The 23,533-nt window shown below is 46.0% G+C and carries 27 protein-coding genes; 6 read left to right on the forward strand and 21 right to left on the reverse strand.

Annotated features, from left to right (window positions below):
- Positions 1 to 37 precede the first annotated feature (37 nt).
- Positions 38 to 814 carry a hydroxyacylglutathione hydrolase C-terminal domain-containing protein gene (locus IYN85_RS06445; protein WP_196157994.1) on the forward strand — a complete coding sequence of 259 codons (777 nt, stop codon included), beginning with the start codon at positions 38 to 40 and terminating at the stop codon, positions 812 to 814.
- A gap of 36 nt (positions 815 to 850) precedes the next feature.
- Positions 851 to 1,129 carry a PilZ domain-containing protein gene (locus tag IYN85_RS06450; protein ID WP_196157995.1) on the forward strand — a complete coding sequence of 93 codons (279 nt, stop codon included), beginning with the start codon at positions 851 to 853 and terminating at the stop codon, positions 1,127 to 1,129.
- Between the two features lie 16 nt (positions 1,130 to 1,145).
- On the opposite strand, the gene IYN85_RS06455 is transcribed toward IYN85_RS06450, so the two are convergent.
- Positions 1,146 to 2,180, reverse strand: coding sequence for an NADP(H)-dependent aldo-keto reductase (locus IYN85_RS06455; RefSeq protein WP_196157996.1), 1,035 nt, complete (start codon positions 2,178 to 2,180; stop codon positions 1,146 to 1,148).
- Positions 2,181 to 2,250: 70 nt separating this feature from the next.
- Here IYN85_RS06455 and IYN85_RS06460 point away from each other — a divergent pair, with 70 nt between their 5' ends.
- From IYN85_RS06460 to IYN85_RS06475, 4 genes are all read left to right on the forward strand, one after another.
- The gene (locus tag IYN85_RS06460; RefSeq protein ID WP_196157997.1) at positions 2,251 to 2,586 is read left to right on the forward strand and encodes a hypothetical protein; all 336 of its coding nucleotides are present in this window, start codon (positions 2,251 to 2,253) and stop codon (positions 2,584 to 2,586) included.
- Entirely contained in the window at positions 2,561 to 3,148 is a 588-nt protein-coding gene (locus tag IYN85_RS06465) for a hypothetical protein (RefSeq protein ID WP_196157998.1), read from the forward strand. The genes IYN85_RS06460 and IYN85_RS06465 overlap by 26 nt, the downstream gene beginning before the upstream one ends.
- Before the next feature lie 62 nt (positions 3,149 to 3,210).
- On the forward strand, positions 3,211 to 3,921 hold the full coding sequence (locus IYN85_RS06470; protein ID WP_196157999.1) for a heparan-alpha-glucosaminide N-acetyltransferase: 711 nt from the start codon (positions 3,211 to 3,213) through the stop codon (positions 3,919 to 3,921).
- Between the two features lie 10 nt (positions 3,922 to 3,931).
- A complete protein-coding gene (locus IYN85_RS06475) occupies positions 3,932 to 4,231 on the forward strand; it encodes a hypothetical protein (RefSeq protein WP_196158000.1) in 300 nt (99 codons plus the stop codon).
- Between the two features lie 4 nt (positions 4,232 to 4,235).
- Here IYN85_RS06475 and flhB read toward each other — a convergent pair whose 3' ends face one another.
- From flhB to IYN85_RS06575, 20 genes are all read right to left on the reverse strand, one after another.
- Positions 4,236 to 5,372, reverse strand: coding sequence for a flagellar biosynthesis protein FlhB (flhB, locus tag IYN85_RS06480; RefSeq protein ID WP_196158001.1), 1,137 nt, complete (start codon positions 5,370 to 5,372; stop codon positions 4,236 to 4,238).
- A gap of 9 nt (positions 5,373 to 5,381) precedes the next feature.
- The gene (gene fliR / locus IYN85_RS06485; RefSeq protein WP_196158002.1) at positions 5,382 to 6,158 is read right to left on the reverse strand and encodes a flagellar biosynthetic protein FliR; all 777 of its coding nucleotides are present in this window, start codon (positions 6,156 to 6,158) and stop codon (positions 5,382 to 5,384) included.
- A 2-nt stretch (positions 6,159 to 6,160) separates the two neighbouring features.
- A complete protein-coding gene (locus tag IYN85_RS06490; protein WP_196158003.1) occupies positions 6,161 to 6,430 on the reverse strand; it encodes a flagellar biosynthetic protein FliQ in 270 nt (89 codons plus the stop codon).
- 13 nt (positions 6,431 to 6,443) lie between these two features.
- On the reverse strand, positions 6,444 to 7,178 hold the full coding sequence (gene fliP, locus IYN85_RS06495; RefSeq protein ID WP_196158503.1) for a flagellar type III secretion system pore protein FliP: 735 nt from the start codon (positions 7,176 to 7,178) through the stop codon (positions 6,444 to 6,446).
- Positions 7,179 to 7,203: 25 nt separating this feature from the next.
- The gene (gene fliO / locus IYN85_RS06500) at positions 7,204 to 7,671 is read right to left on the reverse strand and encodes a flagellar biosynthetic protein FliO (protein ID WP_196158004.1); all 468 of its coding nucleotides are present in this window, start codon (positions 7,669 to 7,671) and stop codon (positions 7,204 to 7,206) included.
- Between the two features lie 13 nt (positions 7,672 to 7,684).
- Entirely contained in the window at positions 7,685 to 8,161 is a 477-nt protein-coding gene (gene fliN, locus IYN85_RS06505) for a flagellar motor switch protein FliN (RefSeq protein WP_196158005.1), read from the reverse strand.
- Positions 8,154 to 9,236 carry a flagellar motor switch protein FliM gene (fliM, locus tag IYN85_RS06510; protein ID WP_196158006.1) on the reverse strand — a complete coding sequence of 361 codons (1,083 nt, stop codon included), beginning with the start codon at positions 9,234 to 9,236 and terminating at the stop codon, positions 8,154 to 8,156. The genes fliN and fliM overlap by 8 nt, the downstream gene beginning before the upstream one ends.
- An 8-nt stretch (positions 9,237 to 9,244) precedes the next feature.
- Complete coding sequence (locus IYN85_RS06515; RefSeq protein WP_196158007.1) at positions 9,245 to 9,781, reverse strand: flagellar basal body-associated FliL family protein; 537 nt, start codon at positions 9,779 to 9,781, stop codon at positions 9,245 to 9,247.
- 195 nt (positions 9,782 to 9,976) lie between these two features.
- Positions 9,977 to 11,617 (reverse strand): flagellar hook-length control protein FliK, encoded by a 1,641-nt coding sequence (locus IYN85_RS06520; protein WP_196158008.1) that lies wholly within the window; start codon positions 11,615 to 11,617, stop codon positions 9,977 to 9,979.
- A 153-nt stretch (positions 11,618 to 11,770) separates the two neighbouring features.
- Positions 11,771 to 12,112: an Hpt domain-containing protein gene (locus IYN85_RS06525; protein ID WP_196158009.1), complete on the reverse strand. Its 342-nt coding sequence runs from the start codon at positions 12,110 to 12,112 to the stop codon at positions 11,771 to 11,773.
- 1 nt (position 12,113) lies between these two features.
- Positions 12,114 to 13,799 (reverse strand): SpoIIE family protein phosphatase, encoded by a 1,686-nt coding sequence (locus IYN85_RS06530; protein ID WP_196158010.1) that lies wholly within the window; start codon positions 13,797 to 13,799, stop codon positions 12,114 to 12,116.
- Between the two features lie 11 nt (positions 13,800 to 13,810).
- A complete protein-coding gene (locus IYN85_RS06535; RefSeq protein ID WP_196158011.1) occupies positions 13,811 to 14,110 on the reverse strand; it encodes an STAS domain-containing protein in 300 nt (99 codons plus the stop codon).
- Positions 14,111 to 14,246: 136 nt separating this feature from the next.
- Positions 14,247 to 15,278, reverse strand: a complete 1,032-nt coding sequence (locus tag IYN85_RS06540; protein ID WP_196158012.1) for a chemotaxis response regulator protein-glutamate methylesterase — start codon at positions 15,276 to 15,278, stop codon at positions 14,247 to 14,249.
- Positions 15,279 to 15,293: 15 nt separating this feature from the next.
- Positions 15,294 to 15,938, reverse strand: coding sequence for a chemoreceptor glutamine deamidase CheD (gene cheD, locus IYN85_RS06545; RefSeq protein WP_196158013.1), 645 nt, complete (start codon positions 15,936 to 15,938; stop codon positions 15,294 to 15,296).
- Between the two features lie 11 nt (positions 15,939 to 15,949).
- A complete protein-coding gene (locus IYN85_RS06550; protein WP_196158014.1) occupies positions 15,950 to 16,774 on the reverse strand; it encodes a protein-glutamate O-methyltransferase CheR in 825 nt (274 codons plus the stop codon).
- A gap of 60 nt (positions 16,775 to 16,834) precedes the next feature.
- Positions 16,835 to 19,981 (reverse strand): methyl-accepting chemotaxis protein, encoded by a 3,147-nt coding sequence (locus IYN85_RS26280; protein ID WP_196158015.1) that lies wholly within the window; start codon positions 19,979 to 19,981, stop codon positions 16,835 to 16,837.
- 76 nt (positions 19,982 to 20,057) lie between these two features.
- Positions 20,058 to 20,597, reverse strand: coding sequence for a chemotaxis protein CheW (locus tag IYN85_RS06560; RefSeq protein WP_370592163.1), 540 nt, complete (start codon positions 20,595 to 20,597; stop codon positions 20,058 to 20,060).
- 12 nt (positions 20,598 to 20,609) lie between these two features.
- Positions 20,610 to 22,748, reverse strand: coding sequence for a chemotaxis protein CheA (locus IYN85_RS06565; protein ID WP_196158016.1), 2,139 nt, complete (start codon positions 22,746 to 22,748; stop codon positions 20,610 to 20,612).
- 57 nt (positions 22,749 to 22,805) lie between these two features.
- A complete protein-coding gene (locus IYN85_RS06570) occupies positions 22,806 to 23,168 on the reverse strand; it encodes a response regulator (RefSeq protein ID WP_196158017.1) in 363 nt (120 codons plus the stop codon).
- Positions 23,169 to 23,204: 36 nt separating this feature from the next.
- Positions 23,205 to 23,483, reverse strand: coding sequence for a lipid asymmetry maintenance protein MlaB (locus IYN85_RS06575; protein WP_196158018.1), 279 nt, complete (start codon positions 23,481 to 23,483; stop codon positions 23,205 to 23,207).
- Positions 23,484 to 23,533: the final 50 nt, after the last annotated feature.

A 23,533-nucleotide genomic window follows, 5' to 3' on the forward strand; every position in this document is an offset into this window, starting at 1 on the left:
CCCTACACTGATGTAAATTTAATTTCACTGTTAATTTATGACCATTATTCGAACACACGTACCCGATTCTCAAAATAACTATAACCATCTCGTGTACTGTCCACTGATGCGGAAAGCCGCCGCTGTCGACCCTTATAATGCCGACCACTTGTTGGCGGTTGCCAAAAAACACGATTTGACCATCGCTCAAATATGGATCACCCATGAACATGGGGATCATATTCGAGATATGAAGAAACTGAAAGCGCAAACCGGCAGTGATATCTACGCACCCTCTTCCTGTCAGGATTTCTTTCAGGCAGATCATTGGCTGCAGGATAAACAAGGGGTAACAATCGGTACGACAACTCTGAAGCACAAATTGACGCCAGGACATACACCTGGCCATGGAGTCTACATACATGCAGACCAAGACCAGGAAGAGAACAATTATATTATTTGCGCGGATACCCTTTTCAATGCCGGCGTTGGGAACGTCATTTCAGGGGATGTCATCCAATTATTTCGAACTACTGAGATGCTATCGGCTTTGCTGCCGGATGCCTGCAGGCTTTACCCGGGGCACGATTATATTGTGAACAATTTGGAGTTTGTCCTGCACCATTTTCCCTGGTGTCACGCCGCTCAAAAGGTTTTGACAGAGGTATCCACTCAGCAGCCAGATACGCGACAGATGCAAAACATCGGCCAGGAGAAAACCTACAATCCTTTTCTGAGTCTGACATCCAGCTGGGTTACTGCGCACCCCGCATTGCATGAATTAAACGCACAGCAGCGGTTTGTAACATTACGGGATTGGCGTAACCAATGGTAATCTTCCTGCAAACCAGAATTTATTATTAAGTCGCATATGAAATCGGAACAACGCAAGTACCCACGCACGCCCATTAAATTAACCGTGAATTTAACGTTATCGGATGGTCGCAACGTTGAAGTTGAAACCTGGGATATATCCGACGGTGGTATTGGGATTCAGTTCCCGGCGGACAAAACCGTTGTCTGGACCATTAATCAACCGGTTATTGCCAAGGTCAAAGGATTGCCGGTTCAGGGACCTGAAATCCCGATGAAAGTCGTCAGGATCGCAGACAATGGTATCGGTCTGGCGATGGTGACGTTAGGCCAATAACACTGTCCGAACCTGATCATGGGCATGGGTTGGGTTGGCGCATGTGAATGGATTCAATCTCTTTGATCAGATCTTCGCTCAACCTCAAATCCGCACTGGCAATGTTTTCGGCAAGCTGTTCCAACGTGGTGGCACCAATGATATTGCTGGTAACAAAGGGACGATCATTAACATACGCCAGTGCCATCTGAGCAGGACTCAACTGATGTTTCTCGGCAAGTGCTAAATATTTTTCGGCCGTAGTGTGGGCCAGTTCACTGGTGTAACGTTGAAAGCGAGTAAATAGGGTCAGCCTGGCACCCTCTGGCTTAGCGCCATGACGATACTTCCCGGTTAAAACGCCCATGGCCAGCGGCGAATACGCCAAAAGCCCGACCGATTCACGGTGCGAAAACTCAGCTAAACCAATCTCAAAGGTCCGATTCAGAAAATTATAGGGATTCTGGATCGAGTCTATCCGCGGTAAACCCATTTCCCTGGCATACCTCAGATACTCTGAAACTCCCCAGGGCGTTTCATTTGACACACCAATATGGCGGACTTTGCCCTGTTTTACCAACTCAGCACAGGCCGTTAATGTCTCTTCTATCGCAACATCAGAGCTCGATTCAACAGGAACCTTATACCCCAATTGCCCAAAAAAGTTGGTGCGACGACTGGGCCAGTGCAGTTGGTATAGGTCGATATAGTCCGTTTGTAATCGTTTAAGGCTTTTCTCTACCGCATCAATAATCTGTTCGGCTTTTAAATTTGAGTCTGGACGGATATGGGCCATCCCTGTTGAAGCAACCTTCGTTGCCAACACGATTTTGTCGCGTTGACCTGTTTTCGCCAACCAACTCCCAATATAACTTTCAGTCAGGCCCTGGGTTTCTGGTTTGGGAGGCACGGGGTACATTTCAGCAGCATCGAAGAAATTAATGCCCCGCTCAACAGCCAAGTCCATTTGTGAGTGGGCTTCGATTTCCGAATTTTGCTCTCCCCACGTCATAGTTCCGAGACAGATTTTTGACACTTTTAGCGAAGTCCGCCCTAATTGACGATATTCCATACAAATCCCATCTTTTTAATTCGATATTGGCTATAATAAGACCATTCAACATAACGGTTAAAGGCATACTATGTCACGCAGGAAAAAATCCAGAACGATGAAAGGCAAGTTAGACATCAAAACTGGATCTAAGAAAAACTTCATCAAACAGGGCGAAATGGGCAAAATCCCAAGTCATAACCGCCTCGAAAAGCACAAAAAAACCAAACAGAAATCCGCCTACCAACGATTTTTGGAAGAGCATAATAAAAAAGACACCAGTTCTGGACAGAACACAGTCAGACAACGGTTAAATAAAGTTGAAGAAGAACGAAAAGTCGCCGATACCAGGAAAGTGAAGGAAGAACGACCTAAAAAAGACTTCAATCAGTTGACCGGCGATGAACTACTGGACATGTTTAATTAATCCAAAAACGATGAGGCTGACGTTACTGTTCAGCCTTATTTTTCCTATTTGCGCACTTGCCGCAGACTTTGGCGTCGCTAACTGGGGCATGACCAGTGCTGAGGTTAAACAGCTTGAAAACAGAGTAAATCTGACCCCTTTCGGTGCCGACAGCTATCTCATCTTCAGCGTTAATCTGCCCAATATAGATATTGCCCGAATTGTCTATCAGTTCGATCAAGATCGACTTACCGAAGGTCGATTTATTTTCCGCACTGAAAATCCATTTGATGTGAGTCGAGCGGTCGCCCAATATCAACAAATCAAATCGATGATTACTAACCAATATGGGCCTCCAAATGCTGACCAAATTCTGACACCTGCCAGTCAGGATAAATCTTTGGGTAACCGTGATATCGCAAATGATTTAGCGTCCGACAGGGCTATTTTAAAATCCAACTGGCGGTCTCCAAACGCCATTATCAACCATCAGCTTGCATGGAATGAAAATCAACCACATCACCAACTACATTACATTCCGTTGGAGACTATGCCTTCTGCACCCGATGCAAGCGCCTTTTAAGCGTTGACCGCAAAGGGTGAACGCACTACCTTGTGCAACATTCCCTCAACAACAAGGTAGTTATGAACAAAGCAAACACGACGAGAATTTATCTTATCGATGAACTGAGGGGTTTAGCCACGTTACTCATGGCTGTTTTTCATTTTTGTTATGACCTTAGTGTGTTTGGTTTTTTAACATTTGAAATGAACGGCGGATTTTTTACCTGGTTCCGTTTTCTCATCGTCACGTTATTTTTTACGTCCGTCGGCGCGAGCTTGTATCTTGCGCATAACGCCAAAATACAGTGGTCTAAATTCATTACACGGGAAATCAAAATCGGATTGGGTGCGCTATTCATCACTGTCTCGACCTTTATTCTCTATCCTCGAAGTTGGGTTTGGTTTGGCGTTCTCCATTTCATTGTCATCGCTTCTTTAATGGCGTTGCCGTTCATTCGATTTCCAAAATCCGCGGCGGTCATTGGTGTGCTCATCTTCATTCTTTACAACGTGACATCTTGGTTTAATCTCCACTTCTTGTGGGTCACGCTCAACGAACCGCTACACCTACCCAAGGGAACGCAGGACTTAACCCGCCTCATTCCCTGGCTTGGTATGGTGTTAATCGGCATATATCTCGGCTATAAAAAATTCTGGAATGTGACAACACTGTCACCTACTAAAGCAATATTACCTCTGCGATGGTTAGGCAAGCACAGCTTGATTTTCTATCTTCTGCATCAGCCACCGTTGTTTGGCCTAGCTTGGCTACTGAACTTTCTACTACATTAAGGCGTTGAGTATGTTAAAAATCATACTTCCGATTGCGTTTGTTCTGGCTGTATTTAGTCTGTCACTTGCAACGCTTTTAATTGCTTATACTTCACAACAAACGATGGTCGTAATAGATCATTCATTGACGCGACATGTTGATCAATATCTATTAGAGCGCGCGGTAAAGTCCATTGTGACCCGCGAACTTGAAGTTCAGAATTTATGGCTAAAGATATCAGGTTTTGGGTTGCTAACGCTCAGCTGTATCATGTTAATAATCATCGTAAAGTTGCGTAGTGTATTCTCAGGTTCAGAAAAGACCAAATAACGACTTATTCATCAGCGCGTAAGTCCGGCGGGATCGGCGTTTCGGGCTTGGCCGGTTTCTCTGGACTGCGCCCTTTCTTCCACATATCAACCTGATAGACATACGCCAATACCTGAGCAACTGCTATATAGAGGCCTTCCGGTATTTCACCACCAATATCGGTGTTGTGATAAATGGAACGGGCTAGTGACGGAATTTCCAAAATCGGAACGTCGTATTCCTGTCCGATTTCTCTGATTTTTAATGCCACTTCATCAACACCTTTCGCGACCAGTAATGGCGCTGGCATAGCGTTAGGTTCATATTTCAATGCAACCGCGTAATGAGTCGGGTTGGTAATTATGACATCGGCTTCCGGGACATCGGCCATCATTCTTCGATTGGCCATTTCACGTTGTAACTGGCGTATTTTAGCTTTAACTTCTGGCTTACCTTCTGTGTTTTTAAATTCCTCCTTTATTTCCTGCATCGTCATACGCAATTTCTTGGTGTGACTGTATATCTGAAAAGGAATATCCACGAGTGCGATTAAAATTGTACTCGCGGCTATAAATAAAAAAGACCAGGCCAATACCGTTAAGGCATGGACAATCGCGTTCTCAGTTGGTTGAAAAACCATGCTCATAAAGTCGTCTTTCAACCCCATCAACACAATTATCGACGCCGTTGCGACAACAATAACCTTGCCCCATCCTTTGGCAAGTTCAACCAATGAGTTCATCGAGAACATTCGTTTAATACCACTTAGCGGGTTAAGGCGAGAGCCCTTGGGCATTAGTGCTTTGGTGGCAAAGTTCCAACCACCTAAACTGGTGGGCGCTACAATGGCCGCCAGCAGTAAAAACCCGAAAGTGGGGATTAATGCTAGAAATGCATCAAATAAAACGGCTTCAAAATAGGCACCGGCGATATTAATGTCCCACGCGGCTCTCGCGTCAAATCGAAAGCAAAAAATCATGATGGTTTGCATCGTTTTCGCGATCCCAGGACCGAATACCAGAAAACAAATGGCCGACACCAGCAGTATAGCGCTGGTATTTAACTCTTTCGATCGTGCAATATTGCCCTCTTCTTTGGATTTCTCAATTTTCCGGGGCGTGGGTTCTTCGGTTTTCTCCTGGGAGGTATCTTCTTCAGCCATGACCTCTCCTCATAACCCAATTAATGCATGCATCAAATCAACATGCACGTTTAAAAATTGCTCGACCAAGGGCGCTGCCGCCGCATAACTGACCCAAACGATGACTAAGCCACCGAGCATAGTGATTGGAAAACCCAGCGCGAAAACGTTGAGCTGTGGTGCAGCACGAGTCATCACCCCAAAAGTTAGGTTCACCAGTAACAAGGCGGTAACGGCCGGTAATGCTAACATCAGACTCGCGCGAAACACCCAGGCACCAAATTCACTTAATGCCATCCAAGAATCGATGGTGAATAGACCCTGACCGACGGGTAACGAATAAAAAGATTGTATGACCACTTCAAGTGTAATCAGATGACCGTTAATCGCCAGGTAAACCAGTGTCACCAGTACTTGGTACCACTGACTGAGCACGGCAACATTGACACCGTTAACTGGATCGACCATGGAAGCAAAGCCCAAACCCATTTGCATAGATATGGTTTGGCCGGCAAGAATAAAAATTTGCAAAATGACGAACACCAAAAAGCCCAGCGTCGTGCCGATCAGTACCTGTTCAAGAATAATAACGAATGCCTGCACATTAACGACTTCAATTAGCGGCATATCAGGCAGTAACGGATAGATGGTATAGGTGATGACCAAAGCAAGTCCTAAACGCACCCGAGTGGGAACCAGGCGTGCGCCCAAAATGGGCACGATGACAAAGAAAGCACTTAGTCGGAAGAATGGCCACATGAAATGACTGACCCAACTGCTGATAATCTGGTCCGTTATTTCAAACATGCTCAACCAATCAAGATAGGAATGTTCATAAAAATGTTTTGTGCGTAATCGACAACCTTAGCGATTAAAAAAGGTCCTGTGACAATCATCATTAACAAGGTGACAAGCAGTCTTGGTAAAAAACTAAGGGTTTGCTCGTTTATTTGAGTAGCCGCTTGAAATGTCGATACGATCAAACCCACGATCAAACTTGGGACAATAATCACGCTGACAATCGTAACCACTATAAAAAGAGCTTCTGAAAAAATATCGCCGATGTTCATTGCGTCCATAAGAATACGGTCCTCACATGTTAAAGCTGGAAGCCACAGAGCCCATGACCATTGCCCAGCCATCGACCAATACAAACAACATAATTTTAAATGGCAACGAAATGATGATTGGTGAAAGCATCATCATACCCATGGCCATAAGAATGGAAGCCACCACCAAATCGATAATTAAAAACGGTATGAACAATAAAAAACCGATTTGAAAGGCTGTTTTCAACTCGCTGGTGACAAACGCAGGCATTAAAACATTCAGGGGCACATCATCTGGTTCGGCAAAATCGCCTTCGGCATCAGCCAAGCGGATAAATAAAGCCAGATCAGCTTCCCTTGTTTGCGCCATCATAAATTTTTTCATCGGTTCAATAGCCCGATCTACGGCTTCTAACGGTAAAATTTCCTCATTGATATAAGGTTGTAATGCATTGGCATTCACCTCGTTCAATACCGGGGACATAATAAAGAAGGTTAGAAACAAGGCTAAACCAATCAGCATTTGATTTGACGGAGTTTGTTGCAAACCAATGGCTTGCCGAAGAATAGCGAAGACAACCACTATCCGCGTAAAGCTGGTCATCATCATCAAGATCGCTGGAATAAACGTCAGCGCTGTCATGATCGCCAGGATTTGAATAGTTACTGAATACTGAGTTCCACCGGACTCATTTGTGGTGATTTCAAGTGCCGGGATTCCGGCGGCCTGCGCCTGCGACACAATGGCTGTTAACGTAATGACAAATGCGGAAAGTATTAACGATCGAACGGCAGCGGACTGGCTATAAGTCTTTATCCATTCTCTGCGATGATTGCTTGTGCTTGGCCATTGGATCACTGTCTAAACCCTTTAACAAACCTTTGAGTCGATCGGCAAACGGGCTGGCATGGTTTGGGTCAGTCAGATCGATAGGTTCGTCAAAGCGATGCAGTGTTTGTATTCCATTTGGCGTCACACCGATGAGTAGATACTCGGACGCGGCTCGGATAATCATCAATTTTTCACGTGTACCTAAAGGCATAACCGACACAACCTGGATGTGTTTTGGATTCATTCCAACACCGCCAGACATCCGTCGTATTAACCATGCACACGCAAAGATAAGGCCAACTATGAATATTAACGTTACGATGACTTTGAAATAGTCTTGCTCAGGCAATACTGTCGACACCGAAGGTCGCGCAAACACCAGACTTGGCGCGATGAAGACCAACCCCAGCTTCCAACCAACATTGCCCATTTTTTTCATTGAAATACCCACGTCAACTTAACCGTTGCACACGTTCTTGCTGGCTGACGACATCGGTTAAACGAATACCAAACTTTTCGTTAACCATGACAACCTCGCCATGCGCAATTAGCCGACCATTGACCAAAACATCGAGTGGCTCACCGGCCAGTCGGTCGAGCTCGATCACCGACCCTTGATTCAATTGCAGAAGGTTTCGGATGGGTATCTGTGTAGCACCGACTTCCATTGAAATGGTTACCGGAATATCCAAAATAACATCCAAGTTTGGATTATCTTCATTGAAAGCACCACCTTGGGTGCTTTCGAACTGTTCTAAAGGTGCGACCTGTGCTGGATCTTCTTCCGGAACGTCACCAGATTCCTCCATAGCAGCTGCCCATTCGTCGGCTAACGCTTGATCATCGGACCCCGCGCCCACTTCATCAACGAGGGCATCGATATCAATATCGCTATTGTCTTCGCCTGTCGGTAAATCTTCATCACTCATTTTTTGTCTCCTGAACTTCTTTCATCGCTTCAGACATCGCTTCGAGGGCTTTTTCCTCACGATGACGGGTTCGCATACCCAGTAACCTTGACTTCATGTCACCAATATCTCGATTTGGTCGACGCACGGGGCGCTCTACACGTAATGCAAGATTTTCACCACACTGACCGAGTGTGGTTTCAAATAGCGGAATAGAATTCGCCGTGAATTTTATGGTCTCTGGCAAATCAATCGGAATGATATCTCCAGCTTGCAAGTTCACCAGTTCTTTCAGTTTTATTTCACGCTCTGCCACCACGGCATTGGTGGGCACCTTAGCGCCCAATATATCGTGTCGTAAGGATTCCACCCAACGTTCATCAATTTCATCAACATCGGACTGCACACCAGCGTCAAGCACGTCGCGTACCGGTTCGATCATGGAATACGGTAACGTCATATGCAAATCGCCGCCACCGCCGTCTAATTCAATGTGAAAGGTACTGACCACCACCACTTCGCTTGGCGAAACAATGTTAGCCATCGCGGGATTCACTTCACTGGAGACGTATTCAAAGTCAATATCCAACACCGCACCCCAGGCTTCTTTCATGTCTTGAAAAACCTGAGAAAGAACCATCTGCACCACACGAATTTCGGTTGGCGTAAATTCGCGTCCTTCAATCTTTGCGTGCCTTCCGTCTCCGCCAAAGAAATTGTCCACCAGTTTAAAAACTAACTTGGCATCCAGAATAAACAGAGCGGTACCACGCAATGGCCTTACTTTGACTAGATTTAAACTGGTCGGTACATACAACGTATGCACGTACTCGCCAAACTTTAAAATCTGTATACCACCGGTGGCAACATCCGCAGAACGACGTAAAAAGTTGAACATGCTGATCCGGGTGTAGCGGGCAAATCGTTCATTGATCATTTCCAGCGTGGGCATTCGACCGCGGACGATACGGTCTTGTGAGGTTAAATCATACGATTTAACGCCATCCGCATCGGCACCATCATCTTCCTCAACGGCACCGTCATCTATGCCATGCAGTAACGCATCAATTTCGTCTTGCGAGAGAAGATCTTGCACTTCATCACCTATTGCATAATAAAACTGCGGAATAACACGGATTCAATACCGGGTCGGCCCATTTCAATAATTAGAACATCCTGAATCGCTTTCGTCAGTTCATCGGCTAATTTCTGTTTACCGTCCGCTGTACTTAATGTCATTACATCTTGAGCACTGAAAACATCCAAAAGATTATTTCGAATCAACGGATTATGAAGAATGAGCACCTCAATTGCGGCCGGGTCCCGGGTCAATACTGACAGTTCAACTTGCAGAAACCTCGAACGACCACCCGAGGTGTAGTTCACAATAAACGCCGGCTGCATGGCATGATATATAGCAGCCCCCTGGGACGGCGTCATTGTTGGTTCGTCCATCGGCAATTCGCTCATATCAGGCATGCCCGGTTCTGAAATTTTGTCTTTTAACATAAACCAGGTTCCGAAAATCGACAGTGATGAAATCAAGACGATCCCCCCGACTATCATCAAAATCATTTTCAGTTTGCCTCCGGATTTGCCACCTTTTTCATCAGTAGTGTCCAGAGTATCGTCATCGGCCATGCGTTGCCCTCAATTCCTGTTTTTGCTCCAGCAATGAATATGCCAGTAGCCGTTAAATATGTGTTAAGTCTAGTCAAACCACTGCAACCTAGCGAATTGTCCGAGCTCCCTTTTCTTCAAGCTGACCAAATCCTAGTATTATCTGGTCGTTTTCCTCATTGGGATTTGAAAGTAGTCAAAAAAATGTCACACCGGTCAAACATATTGGTCAATCATTCCTGAACTTGTTTGAACAGTGACACTGGTTTCCGTCGCGGCCAGCTCATCCATTTCAGCATCTCCGCCAGCATTAGCATAACCTTGTTCTTGTGACTGTTGTTGTGGCCGCTGATCGGACACATCCAGATTGGACAAATTCATACCTTGTTCGGCCATCGCTTCCCGTAGACGAGCCGACTGACTCTCAAGAGCCTCACGAACCAACGCAGACTGAGTAACAATATGTACCTGAGTTTGATCATTGTGTACCTGAACTCGAATCTCCAAGGCACCCAGTTCAGGTGGATCCAGTCGGATGAAGGCGTGACGAATTTCTTTCGACACCATGGTGTGAATTTTGTCTGCAAGCGCTGTTGAAGCCATCGCCAGTTTCGCAGGCTGACCAGTTACCTCCGCCTGCGTTTTCATAACGCTTTCGATAGGAGTCCGATGCGCATGCGACAGAGGTTGGTTGTGAATACCAGTTTCCTGCCGTTCTAACGTAAACTCACTCGAGCCTGTATCGGGTGCCAACGCTTCTTTATTTAACATCAACTTAGGGTTAAGTGGCGCATTGCCTTCTGCTGCTAGCACTTTAGTACCCAATGGCCCATCGTTTTGAACGTTTTCGCTGCCCGGTGCAGTTTTGATCTGCATTAAAACTGGCTTGTCCAACGCTGACTTAGGATCACCGGTGCCCGTGCTGTTCAATTTATCAGGCTCAACTAAGTTATCCGCTCCAACTCCATTCGAATTCAGATTCGTCGTGGTCTCTTGCTTACTACCTTTTAGAGCTGATGCCAAAGCGGAGGCCACAGCGATTTCATCGTTAGAACCCTCAACCGAGGAACCTAGGTCATTTACGTTCTTAGACTGTAACGCCCCAACTACCGGAGACGGGCCCTGCTTGAACAGAGACTCATCAACATCAAGACCTATCGTAACTTCAGGTTCGCCTAACAGAACAGAGAGCTCATTATTGTCAGCTTCTACGAACGCCAAGGAATTATCTTGGTTGTCTTGCGCTAGACTAGCTTCCTCAGATGTCACTTTCAGTGTCGTATTTTCTACCACTAAAGCGTCGGACTGCTCCACAGCGACCACCGTGCTTATGGTCTCAGCGGTTTTTTGCAGCTCAGAAATACCAGCATCCGCCCCATCAAACTTTGTTCGTTCTAACAGCGCGCCAGTATTGAGGAAATCCGGCAATGAAAGACTTCTTGCCTCATCGTCAAAATTGCTTAGTGGTGTCTCTGTGGTTTGTTTAGTTAATTCGGTTTCTTCATCCGGCGTTAACGCAAACGAAATATCTTTGCCCCCCGCATTAGCCATCAGATAAGCCAGCAATGCGTCGCCAGATAATTGCTCTGGATTGGTAATTTGGGCACTCACTGGCGTAAATTCTGTTAAAAGCGGTAAAGTCTCGCCGTTTTGCGTATTCAACGGGGTAATTAAAGCGGAAAGACTTTGCTGACTGCCATCGGTTTCGCCTGGCAAACTCAGCTTTCGCCATAAATTCACAAACTGACTGATTTCTGGGGCACTGTCTTCACCTAAGGGCGATATAGCCAGCGTTTCTGGACCCTCAGTGGAAACAGTATTGGGCATCTGCAAGGATAATACGGAGGTAGGAAGCATGAATTGATAAACCTTTAACAGTGTCAGCTAAAGGTTTATTGCAATGAAGAGGCCAATGTTAGCAGACTCGATTACGATTCCGCATCTAACGAGAAGTACCACTTTATTGTAAGGGTAATGCTGTTCGGTGATTGCGCCCTTGAATGGTTAACGTCAAACCAACAAAGCGTCCAGTTCGGCGAATACCATAGGCTTTTCTTCCTGGATTTTGGCCAGATGATTAGCGTATTGACTACGAATTGCAACTTTGGCGTCTTCTTCTAAACGATGACATAACTCACCAAAGTGGATGACCCCAAGGTTCAAGCTGGCGCCTTTCATACTGTGAGACAATTTACGGATGGTATCATCGTCTGTCGCATCAATGGCCACACCCAAAGCAGCTATTTTATTATCAATATCCTTTTTATAAGTGTTGACCAGCTCGACAAATTCGTCCTCAAGCATTTCCTGAATTTCCAGGATAGCTGCACGATCAATTCTTATTGCACTCATTTCAATTCAACTTATTTGTTGGCCAGCGTAACCTGGCATGAACGACATTGCCTTTGTCATTGTAATGAAAATCTTCGCAGATCCCCCGGATTAACGGCAATCCACGACCGCTATATCCTTCACCCGGCACCGCTTTTTGCAGAAACTTCTGGTGGTCAAATCCGTCTCCGCTATCTTCAATATAAAGCTCAAGCACGCCTCCTACACCATCGGGTACGTGCTTGGCTTGAATAATGACATAGCCTTCTTCCAACGCTGCAAGACGCTTTTCTCGCTCCACATAATAGGCGGCAAAGCCATCGGTGGACGTCTTAAAGTCTGAAGACAACTTTAACACACCATGCTCCAGACCATTGGAATAAAGTTCAGCCAGCATCGTATACAACTGCCCGCTCATACTGCGCAAGCCTTCAACTTCAGTCAATATGTTGAGCACAAGAGGAAGCGGATTAAAATCTCTCAGCGAGCTACCGTAGAGTTTGTAGGAAAAGTCCCAGTGTTGCGGACCACCGAGCGACCCTCGCTTATTTTCAAAATCGGGTAGACCGATCTCATCAATACCCACCATTCTAACCATGAGTAGTGTCAAGTCATCATCTGCACCAGTCTCACCAACGAATTCATCTACCGCATCAAGAATACTGTCAAACATGGATTGTTTTCTCGGTACACTGAAAATATTTAACAACCGCTCTTCGCCGAACAGTTCTTCGTTTGCATTGCGTGCCTCAATAATGCCGTCTGACCAGATGAATAATTCGTCGCCGTCCGCCATAAAGCTTTCCTGAATCGCGGGCTGGAATTGATGGGCTTCAAGAACCCCTAAGGGCAAATTATTTGACGATATCGTTTCGATTGACCCTGTAGATGACCGGTACAGTACAATGTCCGGAATGCCGCCCATCCATATCTGGGCTTTTTTTTCATAAAAATCCAGCTCTAAAAAACAACCGCAGCAGAACACCCCCACAGGGAGAATGCCGCGCAATTTGCTATTAATTTCCCTGAGTACTTCTTCCATGGAAAACCCTTTAGCGGTCATCCCGTAAAAAATTTCCGCTAACGGCATAGCGCCAATCGCTGCCGGTAAACCGTGGCCTGTAAAATCACCTAGGAAAAGGTGCATACCACCATCGGGCTTGCGTTCTGCCAAAACAGTATCACCATTAAATACAGACAAAGGTGACAGACTGTAGGATATGTTGTGCATATCCAAACAACCCGAGTGGGCAACATTGTCGAAAATTGTTTTGGCAACCTGCTGCTCAATCACTAGCTGGCGGTTATGCTCCTGCAGTTTTTCATGCATGTTACGCATTCGCCCGAAAGCTTTGATTTTGGCTTTGAGAATGACCCGATTATAGGGTTTCGAAAGAAAGTCATCACCACCAGACTCTAAACATTCAGCGAGCGATTCGGCGTCCTGCAGTGATGTCAGGAAAATGATGGGAACATAGTCATCGACCAGAGACTTGCGGATTTCTTTTGCGACAGTTAGGCCGTCCATGACTGGCATGAGTACATCCAGCAATATCAGATCTGGACGACCTTCATAAAAAACTCGCAATGCCTCCTCGCCATTGGCCGCTAACATGACTTCGTGACCTTCTTTGCGAACAATAGTTCGCAGAATCATACGGTCCGTTTCATTGTCATCGGCAATGAGAATACGAAGAGACTGCTGCATAAAACGATCGTTTAACTAATCGTGAACAGTTGGCCGAAGTTTGAAATAGTTAAAATTTTCTTCACGTCTTCGTTGCAGTTTACGATTTCGATCTGAGCATTGTCGCCACCCGCGTGATCGCGCATCAACAACAGCATACCGAGTGCGGAGCTATCGAGGTAAGTTGCCTCTGCCATGTCTACAGTGTAATGAGTGACATCGGCGGGAACACTTTCGTATATCTGTCGAAACTCTTGGTGAGAGCTGAAGTCAAACCGACCAGATACTTTAATTGTGATCGAATTTCCATTTGTTGTCGCGGTGACGGCCATACGTTTTCCTCATAATTGTGTCACTTTCTTTAATTGTAGATGCTTAATGGATTCCTGCCAGAATGGCAAGCATACTTATGGACACAGTCTACTGACTGCCATATTAGCGGCATTTGTCGTAGTTTCAAACACCTGTTTAGGGTTTCTTTTTCAGTGCTGCTAAAATCGCGTCGGGTATTTTCAGCAACGGAGTCGTTTCAGTGACAACGCCAAGTTCGTAAGCCGCACCGGGCATGCCCCAGACAACACTGCTGTTTTCGTCTTGCACAATACAGGTATGACCAGCGTCTTTTAGCCTCTTCATCGCAACCGCCCCATCCGCCCCCATTCCAGTGAGGATAATGGAGATGATTTTTCCGTTGTGGGTTTCCCGCAACGAATCGAACATGCATTCAACCGAGGGTTTATGGCGGTTTACCAAAGGTCCATCGCCTAACCGGCAAACCAGCCCTTTTGGTCCTTGTTGAAACAATAAGTGGCGGTCTCCGGGTGCCAGGTACGCATATCCTGGGGTAATTTTCATACCATCGGTTGCTTGAACAACGTTCATCTGACATTCCCTATCCAATCGTTGAGCATAAGACGCACTGAATGCACCTGGAATATGCTGCGTAATGACTATGGGAGACATCTGACCAGGCAACCGTAATAACACATCTTTAATAGCTTCCGTGCCACCCGTCGAAGCGCCAATGGCAATTATCTTATCGGACAGTTTAACGTCTTTATCAATCGCCCGAATCTTGGATTTTTGAGTAAACCGGTCTGGGTCAAAGGCGTTAACTTTGACGGTCGCCGCGGTTTTAATCTTCGCACAAATATCGCTGGCGACATTGCTGCCTTCCAGTTCATGCTTGGAAATGTAATCCACCGCACCAATTTCAAGGGCATCCAACGTGACCAAGGCTCCAGCCTGCGTCAACGTAGATACCATAACGACCGGCATGGGTCGCAATCTCATCAAGTTCTTAAGAAAGGTAATGCCATCCATTTTGGGCATTTCGATATCAAGCGTAATGACATCTGGATTAAGCAGTTTGATTTTTTCACGGGCAATAAACGGGTCGGCGGCAGTTCCGACGACCTGAATCTCAGGGTCAGAGGATAAAATTTCTGACAATAACTGTCTGATTAACACTGAGTCATCGACGACCAGAACTTTTACCATGGCTGCTCTACCTGGTTAAAACAATTCAATATCCGACTTAACAATTTTCTCTTTATCCAGTTCTCGCATGTAAGCGCGATCTCTTTCAACAATAGTATTGTTATGCTGAGATTTCAGCTTTTTCATCAAAACTTTACCCGTTTCAGGGTAGTAAATAACCTTTCTTGGGAAAGCATCGCCGACATCACTGGCGACAGTAGACAGCCCTTCTCGTTGCAGATAGTTAAAGGTAAAAAGGATATTGCGTTGCCCAACATCACTCATATTTGCAATTACCTGCCCACCACCAAAAACTTTGACCTCAAAACGGCTCTTTTGCGCACCTATTTTAATCAATTCATTGACCAGGAATTCGATGGCCCAGTTGCCGTATCGTGCCATTCGACTGTTCGGGTCAGAGCCCCAATTCACCGAACTGAAATCGCCCTCTTCCGGGAGCATGAAATGATTCATACCGCCCACTCCAAGGGCTTTATCTCGAATACAAACCGAGACACAAGAACCCAATACAGTGCTGATTAACTCACCACCACGAGACACATAGAATTCCCCGGGTAAAATTTTGGCCGCCCAACAATTGTGCGTTCTGTCCCAATACCGTCGAATACGCTCAAAACCAGGTACTAACGGTGGTTGAGGAGGATGCAAACTATGACTCACATGATTCCTCCTTAGGTCCGGCGCCGGTAAATAGTCTGACCAACAAATTCAAGGTCCGTATTCAGGCGGGTAATATTCTCAGAGTGGCCAATTATCAGATAACCCCGGGAGCTTAATTGATCTACGTAACGGGCCACCAAACGGGTTTGCGTTTCCTTATCAAAATAGATCAAGACATTGCGACAAAAAATCACATCAAACTTTTTTTTCATTGGCCAATTGCCTAACAGATTCAACCGGTTAAACACAATTTTTTCACGCAAGTGCGATTTCACTAGTACGGTGTTTGATTGCTTGTCTCGTTGAAAATGCTGACTGAGAAGACTTTTCTCAAGCCCTTCTATTCTGCTGTACTCATAAATACCATTTCGCGCATGGCGTAATACATTAGCATCTAAATCTGTGGCCAGGATTTTCACTGCTTTGGGCTTCGGGAAATGATCGGTCACGGTGATGGCAATGCTGTATGGTTCCTCGCCAGTGGAACAACCCGCAGACCATATGAGAAAATTTGGCCTTCCCGATTGAACCCAATCCGAAAATATCGTCGTTTTTAAAAAATCAAAGTGGTGGTTCTCACGGAAGAAAGACGTCAAATTGGTCGTCACCGTATTAACGAACTCATCAAATTCTTCTGGGTTTCCCGACTCCAACAGAGCAACGTACTCTGCAAAATTCTTTAAGGACAGTCGTCTTAATCGACGTGAAAGACGACCATAAACCAAGTTTTTCTTATGTTCTCCAAGCACAATACCGGTGTGTTGATATGCAATGCGGGAGAGCGACCAGAAGTCCTCATCCCGCATTGGAAATTCACGTTGCTCAAATGTTTCCATGGGGCGATTCCATAATTAGTCCGATTGATGAAAAGTAATATTCGTCAACCAGTCTATTGCCTAGAATTCTTCCCAATCGTCGTCTTCGTCGCTGACATCAGCACCGCCTTGATGCTTTTTCTGGCTCACTGGCGTAGCCACTTCGGTCGCCTTCGGTACCGGATGGCTCGGTGGTGCATAAGACATAGAGTTACCACCAGAAACTTTGTCATGGCTGAGAGTGAAGAAAGCCATCTGCTGCATCAACTTGCGCGCCTGCTCAGCCATAGCTTCACCTGCAGCGGTGGCTTCTTCTACCAATGCCGCATTTTGTTGCGTCATTTCATCCATCTGTGACACGGCTTTATTAACCTGTTCAATACCACTGCTTTGCTCTTTCGCAGAATTACTGATGTCTTCAACCATGGTAGAGACTTTCTGCACAGACTCGACAATCTCTTTCAAGGTCTCACCTGACCGATTAACCAACTCAGAACCCGTGGTAACTTTGTCTACGCTATCGCGAATAAGGTCTTTAATCTCCTTAGCAGCGCCGGCAGATCGCTGAGCCAGGTTTCGAACTTCAGAGGCAACCACTGCAAACCCTCGCCCCTGTTCACCGGCTCGGGCTGCTTCTACCGCGGCATTCAGTGCCAGCAAGTTGGTTTGGAAAGCGATTTCATCGATGACACCGATAATGTCAGCTATATGCTTACTGGACTCGTTGATTTCGGCCATAGCCTTAACGGCATTTTCAACCACAGCACCGCCAGAACTGGCCAAACGCTGTGTCTGGCTGGCAATTTCGTTTGCCTGCACGGCGTTGTCGGCACTGCTCTTAACTGCGCTGGTCATTTCTTCCATACTGGAGGCGGTTTCTTCCAAGCTACTTGCCTGTTCTTCTGTGCGCTGGCTTAGGTCCGCATTCCCTTGTGCAATTTCATCGGCCCCTGTACTAACGGTACTGGCGGCTTCCCGGATCTGGGTTATAATTTCGGTTAATTTATTAACGGTGGCGTTGGCGTCATTTTTCAATTCTCCAAAGGCACCATCGTATTGCTTATGAATCTCTTCAGTCAGGTCGCCATGAGACAGTGCACTGAAAACACGAGCAGTATCCGCCACAACTCCTTCAGATATTTCAACCAGTTGGTTCAAACCTTCACTCAATGACGCAAAGAAGCCTTCTTTTCCTTCGACACTAATACGACGGCTTAGATCACCGTGAGAGGCCGCATTGATTAATGCATCCACTTCCATTTGAATGTTGACTTGGTTTGTTCTGTCTTCCCATTCAACGACAGTACCTAATCGTTCACCATTCTCATCGTAAACGGGGTTTGCGGTTAACCCGAAATGCAGATCCGCCACCTGAATCTGGGCTCGATGTGTCTGATTGAGGCCCTCCAATAGTCCCCTTTGGTGTGCTGGATTTTTATGGAACACATCCATCGACTCACCGATCAGGTGATCCGCTCTGAAGTTTGGCAACACCTCTTGAATCGCACGCTCGCGGCTTTTCAACATGGTGTGTACAGATTTGTTTATATACACGATAGTTCGATCTGAATCCGCGATCATCGTATTCGTAGATACATTATCCAGGGCTTGCTTGATGCGTTGATTTTCTTGTGCAACAACGGCCAGTTTATTCTCTGCCGCCCGAGCGTCGGTTAGATCCTTCCATTCTATGACGGTCCCGTTCCGCTTGCCTTCGGCATCGAGCAATGGTGTGGCCGTTAAGCTAAAAGTTAAACCTGCTACTTTGATTTCCGATTGATAGGATGTCGTTAAATCGGCTAGAAGGTTACGTTGATGGGCTGGGTTTTTATGGAACTGGTCGACATTGGTGCCTAACAGATTTCGATAATCAAGGCTCGGCAAAGCCGTCTTCAACGTTTCACCTCGTTTGTCCATCATTTTTTTGGCAGACTGATTCAAATAAATGATATTCATATCGTTGTCGGCCATCATCACAGGCGTATCAGCAACATCCAATGCGTTTTTAATGGTTTGTGTTTCCGCAGCCTGCTTGCGTTCCTGTTCAATTTTCGTTTGCAATATGTTCTGAGTTTCATTCAGCGAAGTTGCCAGCTCTTGAAATTCATCGTTACCGTCCACAACCAATGTTTTACTGAAATCATTCTCGGAAATGGCGCTGAGTACATCTTGAGTTCTGCGTAGGCTGACCACGATAGATACGATAGTGGTAATGAAAATATAGGCACTGGCCAGCACGACAAGAATCACAATCGTCAATTCCAAATTACGACGTGAAGTACTCTCAGCGATCCGCTCTTCTAATAGCGTTTGCAGCTGATCGTTCACGATACCGACACCCCGGTATAGCACTGAAATAGCGTCGGTACCCATAGCGAAGAAATCACCACTGCCAACGGAGGCATAACCGTTTTCTACAATGGTTAATACCTGTTCACCGAACTTGTCTTGTGCAAAACGGATATCCGAAATAAGGCCATTGAGTGAAGCGCCAATGGCTGAATTTTCCGCCACTGCGCTTTCTAACGACGTAACTGTTGCATCGGCATTTGCGGAACCGAGAAAACGGGCAAGCGGCACTAATGTAGCCGTACTGTAATTGTTTGACTGGATAATACCAGCTCCGCGACCGCGCATAATGCCAAACGATTCAGCCGTTGCATGGGCCTTAAATATCAGATAGTCCATCAAGTAGAACGTATCGAGTTCTGGGTCCAGTGTCAGTTTACTGGCATTGCCAACAGCAACTATCAACCCACGGAGATCATCAACAAGCGAAGTGTATTGAGAAAAGACAGCTGCCGCGTTTCCGTTAAAGGCAGAGCTATTCAAAGACTCGAACTGTCGACGTAAAGAGGCGCCAGCCGCTTGCAGGTTGGCAATATCACCATAGGTTTGAACCAGTCTATCCAGGTCGGCGTACCCTTCGAGGGCAGCGTTCCTGTTGACGGTAATCTGATCATCCAGTCCGACACTTCCATTCAGTTTACTGTTGGTCAGACCCCGAACGACCTGGGTATGGCTGACAATTTTATACAGAGTTGGGATAAACTGAGTGCCATGAAGCTCTGCTGAACGAAAATGAATAGATTCCGACTGACTAGACACGACTTGACTGATTAAAAAAGCAACCAACAGTAATGAAAGTGCTGCACTGAGGCCCAATTTTATGGGCACATTCACGGACTTAACTGGATTGAATTTAAGAAGAATATTACCCAAGGACATTGTTTTTTACCCCTTCCGCGAAGCGAAACTTTTTAAACTATTTAGGATATCGGCCAAAATGAACAGGACTTAAAGGCTAATTTTCGTCGATATTTCTGATAATTTCGTCGTCATCCAACAGTTTTGACAACTCTAAAATAATCACCATTTTCTCATTGACAGTCGCCAAGCCACGAATGAATTGACTGTTCTTTTTATTCGACACATCCGGTGATGATTTCAATTCATCTTCACCAATGCTGTACACATCGGATACCGCATCGACAACAATTCCGACGGTTCTTTCCCCTGCTTCGAAATTCAGTTTTAAGACGATAACGACCGTTACCGGCGTGTAATCGACCTTAGGCAGATTGAATTTAATTCTTAAGTCGACAATTGGAACAATGGTGCCGCGAAGGTTAATAACACCTTTCAAATAGCCAGGCGAATTCGGGATTTTCGTGGCTCTTTCCCATCCGCGAATTTCCTGAACACTTAAAATATCCACACCGTATTCTTCATCATCCATCACAAACGTCAGATATTGATCTTCACCATGAGACTCAACCAAAGCTTGAGCTTCTTCGTTGGTCATGTCTGTGGCTTGTGCTTTTTTAGGGTTCTGAGTAGTCACATTTTGCTCCCGTTAACTGGCCGTTTTCATAGCAACAGAAGTCTGATCGATTTTATCGCCAACAATATTCAACAAGCCGGCTATATCGACAATCAGTGCGACCGTACCATCACCTAAAATCGTCGCGCCAGACAAACCTTCTATGCGTTTGTAGTTAGTATCCAAACTTTTAATCACAACCTGTTGTTGAGCTAACAGGTCGTCTACATGCAGCCCAATTTTCTGATTGGCACTTTCCACCACCACCACAATGCCATCAAAAAGACTCTTATTAACCGGTTCGATATTGAACACTTCATACAGCCGGACCACTGGTACATATTCATCCCGTAACACAATTACATCTGTTTCACCAGCAACGGTACTCACCTGTTCGCGACGAACTTCAATCGACTCAATAATGCTGGTTAACGGCAGAACAAAGGTTTCATCGCCCAGGCGCAAGAGTTGTCCGTCCAGAATCGACAGGGTTAAAGGCAATTTAATTCTGAACAACGAACCTTCTCCGACCTTTGAAACAAGTTCGACGGTTCCCTTCAATTCTTGTATGTTCCGTTTCACGACATCCATCCCGACACCGCGACCGGAAAGATCACTGACCGCTTCTGCCGTTGAAAGACCCGGGTGAAATATCAGTTCCTGTAACTGTTGATCACTCAACTGCTCATCTTCCGCAATCAAGCCATTCTGAATCGCCTTTTTACGGATCACTTGAGGGTCGATACCTTTGCCATCGTCACTGATCTCAATCACGATATAGCCACCTTGATGATAGGCATTCAAGGTTAGCTGGCCTTCCGCCGGCTTGCCATGAGCGAGCCGTTGCTCAGGGCTTTCGATTCCATGGTCCATTGAATTGCGAACCATATGAACCAGTGGATCGCCAATTTTTTCCATGACCGTTTTGTCCAGTTCCGTATTTTCCCCGAGCAATTGCAAGTTTATTTTTTTACCGAGTTTTTTAGCGATATCACGAACCAATCGGGGAAACCGACTGAAGGTAAAGCTGATGGGCACCATGCGGATACGCATGACACTTTCCTGCATTTCCCGAGTATTTTGTTCGAGCTGCATGAGCCCTTCTTGTAACCGCTGGAGCTTGTCAACGGAGAAATCATGCCCTATCTGCCCAAGCATCGATTGGGTGATGACCAATTCACCCACCATGTTTATGAGTGAATCGATTTTATCAATACTGACGCGGATTGATTGCGTTTCTACCGCAGCGGCCCGTACGGGTTTTGAATCCATACTCTTTTGCGATTCGCCCGGCTGATTCTCAGTAGTTTCGTCTGGTACTGTATCAATACCGATAGCCTCGGTAGCCGGCATTACACTTTCTTGGGTAGATTCTGTTTGTTGGTTGTCGACGACCGTCACAAGCTCTTGATCGGTTACCCATTCAATGTCGACTTTTGAGTCGTCAATTACCCATTCAAACACTTCCAAGACCACTTCTTTGGTACAGGAAGCATAGAGTTGGATATGCCAATACAAAAAGATCTGCTCAGGATCCAGAGTCGTGAATTCGGGTAGTCGGTCGGTTTGAACCTGAACAGATACCGTACCCAATTCCGACAATTCACGAATTATCCGAAACGGTTCGTTCCCGGTTTGCACAATATCAGCAGATGGCTTGAAAACGATGGCCCAGTGCCCCGAGTCGCTACCAGCTGAATCTGGATTCGATTCCAGTTGCGTTGGTGTTACGCGTTGCGACGAGGATTGTTCTTCACTGTAGGAAGAGGGTTCGGGCTCGGTCTCAGCGGACAGGAATATTTCAAATTGTTTTTTTAGCGCATCAGACGCGCTGGTGTCTGGGCTGCTACCCGCTTGAAGATCCTGTAACAGAGCACGCAGTACATCTACGGACTCAAGGATAAGATCGACTCCTGATTGAGTGACCGGTCTTGAGCCCGCGCGATATTGATCCAGCAGAGTTTCAACCACATGCGTAAAGTCGGACACTAGCTGAAAGCCAAAGGTGCCCGCTCCACCTTTAATTGAGTGAGCAGCACGGAAGATGGTATTTATGTCATCCGAGTTTACGGCATCCGGGGAAAGCTCGAGTAACCCGCTCTCCATAATGTCGAGCCCTTCGAAACTCTCTTCAAAAAACACCTGATGAAATTGGCTTAGATCAATGCTCATGTCAGCTCATTCACATCCCATTTAATTTGCGTCGTTTTAAGAACGGTCGCGTACGCTTTAATCGAGTACTCTTTTAATAGTGCTGAGCAATTGCTCAGGGTTAAAAGGCTTTACGATCCATCCCGTTGCACCGGCTTCTTTACCAGCCATCTTTCGGTCTGTTCCAGACTCTGTCGTTAACATCAAGATCGGGGTGAACTTGTAATTGGGTAGTGCACGTAAGTTCTTCACTAACTCAATGCCGTCCATATTGGGCATGTTTACATCTGAAAGAACCAAATCAAAAGCCCCACTCTTAGCTTTACTCAGTGCATCAACCCCATCCACCGCTTCTGTTACATCGAATCCGGCTCCTTTCAACGTAAAGGTCACCATCTGACGCATTGAGGCTGAATCGTCAGCCGCCAGAATTTTACTCATTGAGTTTCTCCAATCTTTACCGACTAAGTAATCTATTTAAAACAAGTGCTTCATGCCCAGCGTTTCCAGGGCAATGTCGAACGCTTCTGACTTGCCCTTTACTTCAACTGAACCTCCTTGTTGAACGAGAGCCTTCCGAAACGCAATCATCAACTGCAAACCGGTGGAGTCCACCTTTTCAACTAACCCCACATTTAATTTGCACGCCCCTCCCTTATCGAGCGCGGCTTGCAGGGTTTCCTTAAAGCCGTCGACCATGGTGATATTGAGATGTTGGGGGCAATGAATCGTTATTGAGGCCACAGTTTCATCCAAGGACAGACGTTAAAAATTAGATTAGCCGCTATTTTCAGCCTTGCCAGTCT

Source organism: Reinekea sp. G2M2-21 (genome assembly GCF_015687175.1).
Lineage (GTDB): Bacteria > Pseudomonadota > Gammaproteobacteria > Pseudomonadales > Natronospirillaceae > Reinekea.

Coding starts and splice junctions, on each gene's coding strand:
- IYN85_RS06475 (WP_196158000.1), top strand. CDS start 3,932: ATGTTAAAAATCATACTTCCGATTGCGTTTGTTCTGGCTGTATTTAGT.
- IYN85_RS06460 (WP_196157997.1), top strand. CDS start 2,251: ATGTCACGCAGGAAAAAATCCAGAACGATGAAAGGCAAGTTAGACATC.
- fliN (WP_196158005.1), bottom strand. CDS start 8,161: ATGAGTGATGAAGATTTACCGACAGGCGAAGACAATAGCGATATTGAT.
- IYN85_RS06450 (WP_196157995.1), top strand. CDS start 851: ATGAAATCGGAACAACGCAAGTACCCACGCACGCCCATTAAATTAACC.
- IYN85_RS06535 (WP_196158011.1), bottom strand. CDS start 14,110: ATGGCCGTCACCGCGACAACAAATGGAAATTCGATCACAATTAAAGTA.
- IYN85_RS26280 (WP_196158015.1), bottom strand. CDS start 19,981: ATGTCCTTGGGTAATATTCTTCTTAAATTCAATCCAGTTAAGTCCGTG.
- IYN85_RS06565 (WP_196158016.1), bottom strand. CDS start 22,748: ATGAGCATTGATCTAAGCCAATTTCATCAGGTGTTTTTTGAAGAGAGT.
- IYN85_RS06465 (WP_196157998.1), top strand. CDS start 2,561: ATGAACTACTGGACATGTTTAATTAATCCAAAAACGATGAGGCTGACG.
- IYN85_RS06490 (WP_196158003.1), bottom strand. CDS start 6,430: ATGGACGCAATGAACATCGGCGATATTTTTTCAGAAGCTCTTTTTATA.
- IYN85_RS06520 (WP_196158008.1), bottom strand. CDS start 11,617: ATGCTTCCTACCTCCGTATTATCCTTGCAGATGCCCAATACTGTTTCC.
- IYN85_RS06540 (WP_196158012.1), bottom strand. CDS start 15,278: ATGGTAAAAGTTCTGGTCGTCGATGACTCAGTGTTAATCAGACAGTTA.
- IYN85_RS06470 (WP_196157999.1), top strand. CDS start 3,211: ATGAACAAAGCAAACACGACGAGAATTTATCTTATCGATGAACTGAGG.
- fliO (WP_196158004.1), bottom strand. CDS start 7,671: ATGAAAAAAATGGGCAATGTTGGTTGGAAGCTGGGGTTGGTCTTCATC.
- IYN85_RS06550 (WP_196158014.1), bottom strand. CDS start 16,774: ATGGAAACATTTGAGCAACGTGAATTTCCAATGCGGGATGAGGACTTC.
- flhB (WP_196158001.1), bottom strand. CDS start 5,372: ATGGCTGAAGAAGATACCTCCCAGGAGAAAACCGAAGAACCCACGCCC.
- IYN85_RS06515 (WP_196158007.1), bottom strand. CDS start 9,781: ATGGCCGATGACGATACTCTGGACACTACTGATGAAAAAGGTGGCAAA.
- IYN85_RS06530 (WP_196158010.1), bottom strand. CDS start 13,799: ATGCAGCAGTCTCTTCGTATTCTCATTGCCGATGACAATGAAACGGAC.
- IYN85_RS06570 (WP_196158017.1), bottom strand. CDS start 23,168: ATGAGTAAAATTCTGGCGGCTGACGATTCAGCCTCAATGCGTCAGATG.
- IYN85_RS06455 (WP_196157996.1), bottom strand. CDS start 2,180: ATGGAATATCGTCAATTAGGGCGGACTTCGCTAAAAGTGTCAAAAATC.
- IYN85_RS06445 (WP_196157994.1), top strand. CDS start 38: ATGACCATTATTCGAACACACGTACCCGATTCTCAAAATAACTATAAC.
- fliR (WP_196158002.1), bottom strand. CDS start 6,158: ATGTTTGAAATAACGGACCAGATTATCAGCAGTTGGGTCAGTCATTTC.
- IYN85_RS06525 (WP_196158009.1), bottom strand. CDS start 12,112: ATGAGTGCAATAAGAATTGATCGTGCAGCTATCCTGGAAATTCAGGAA.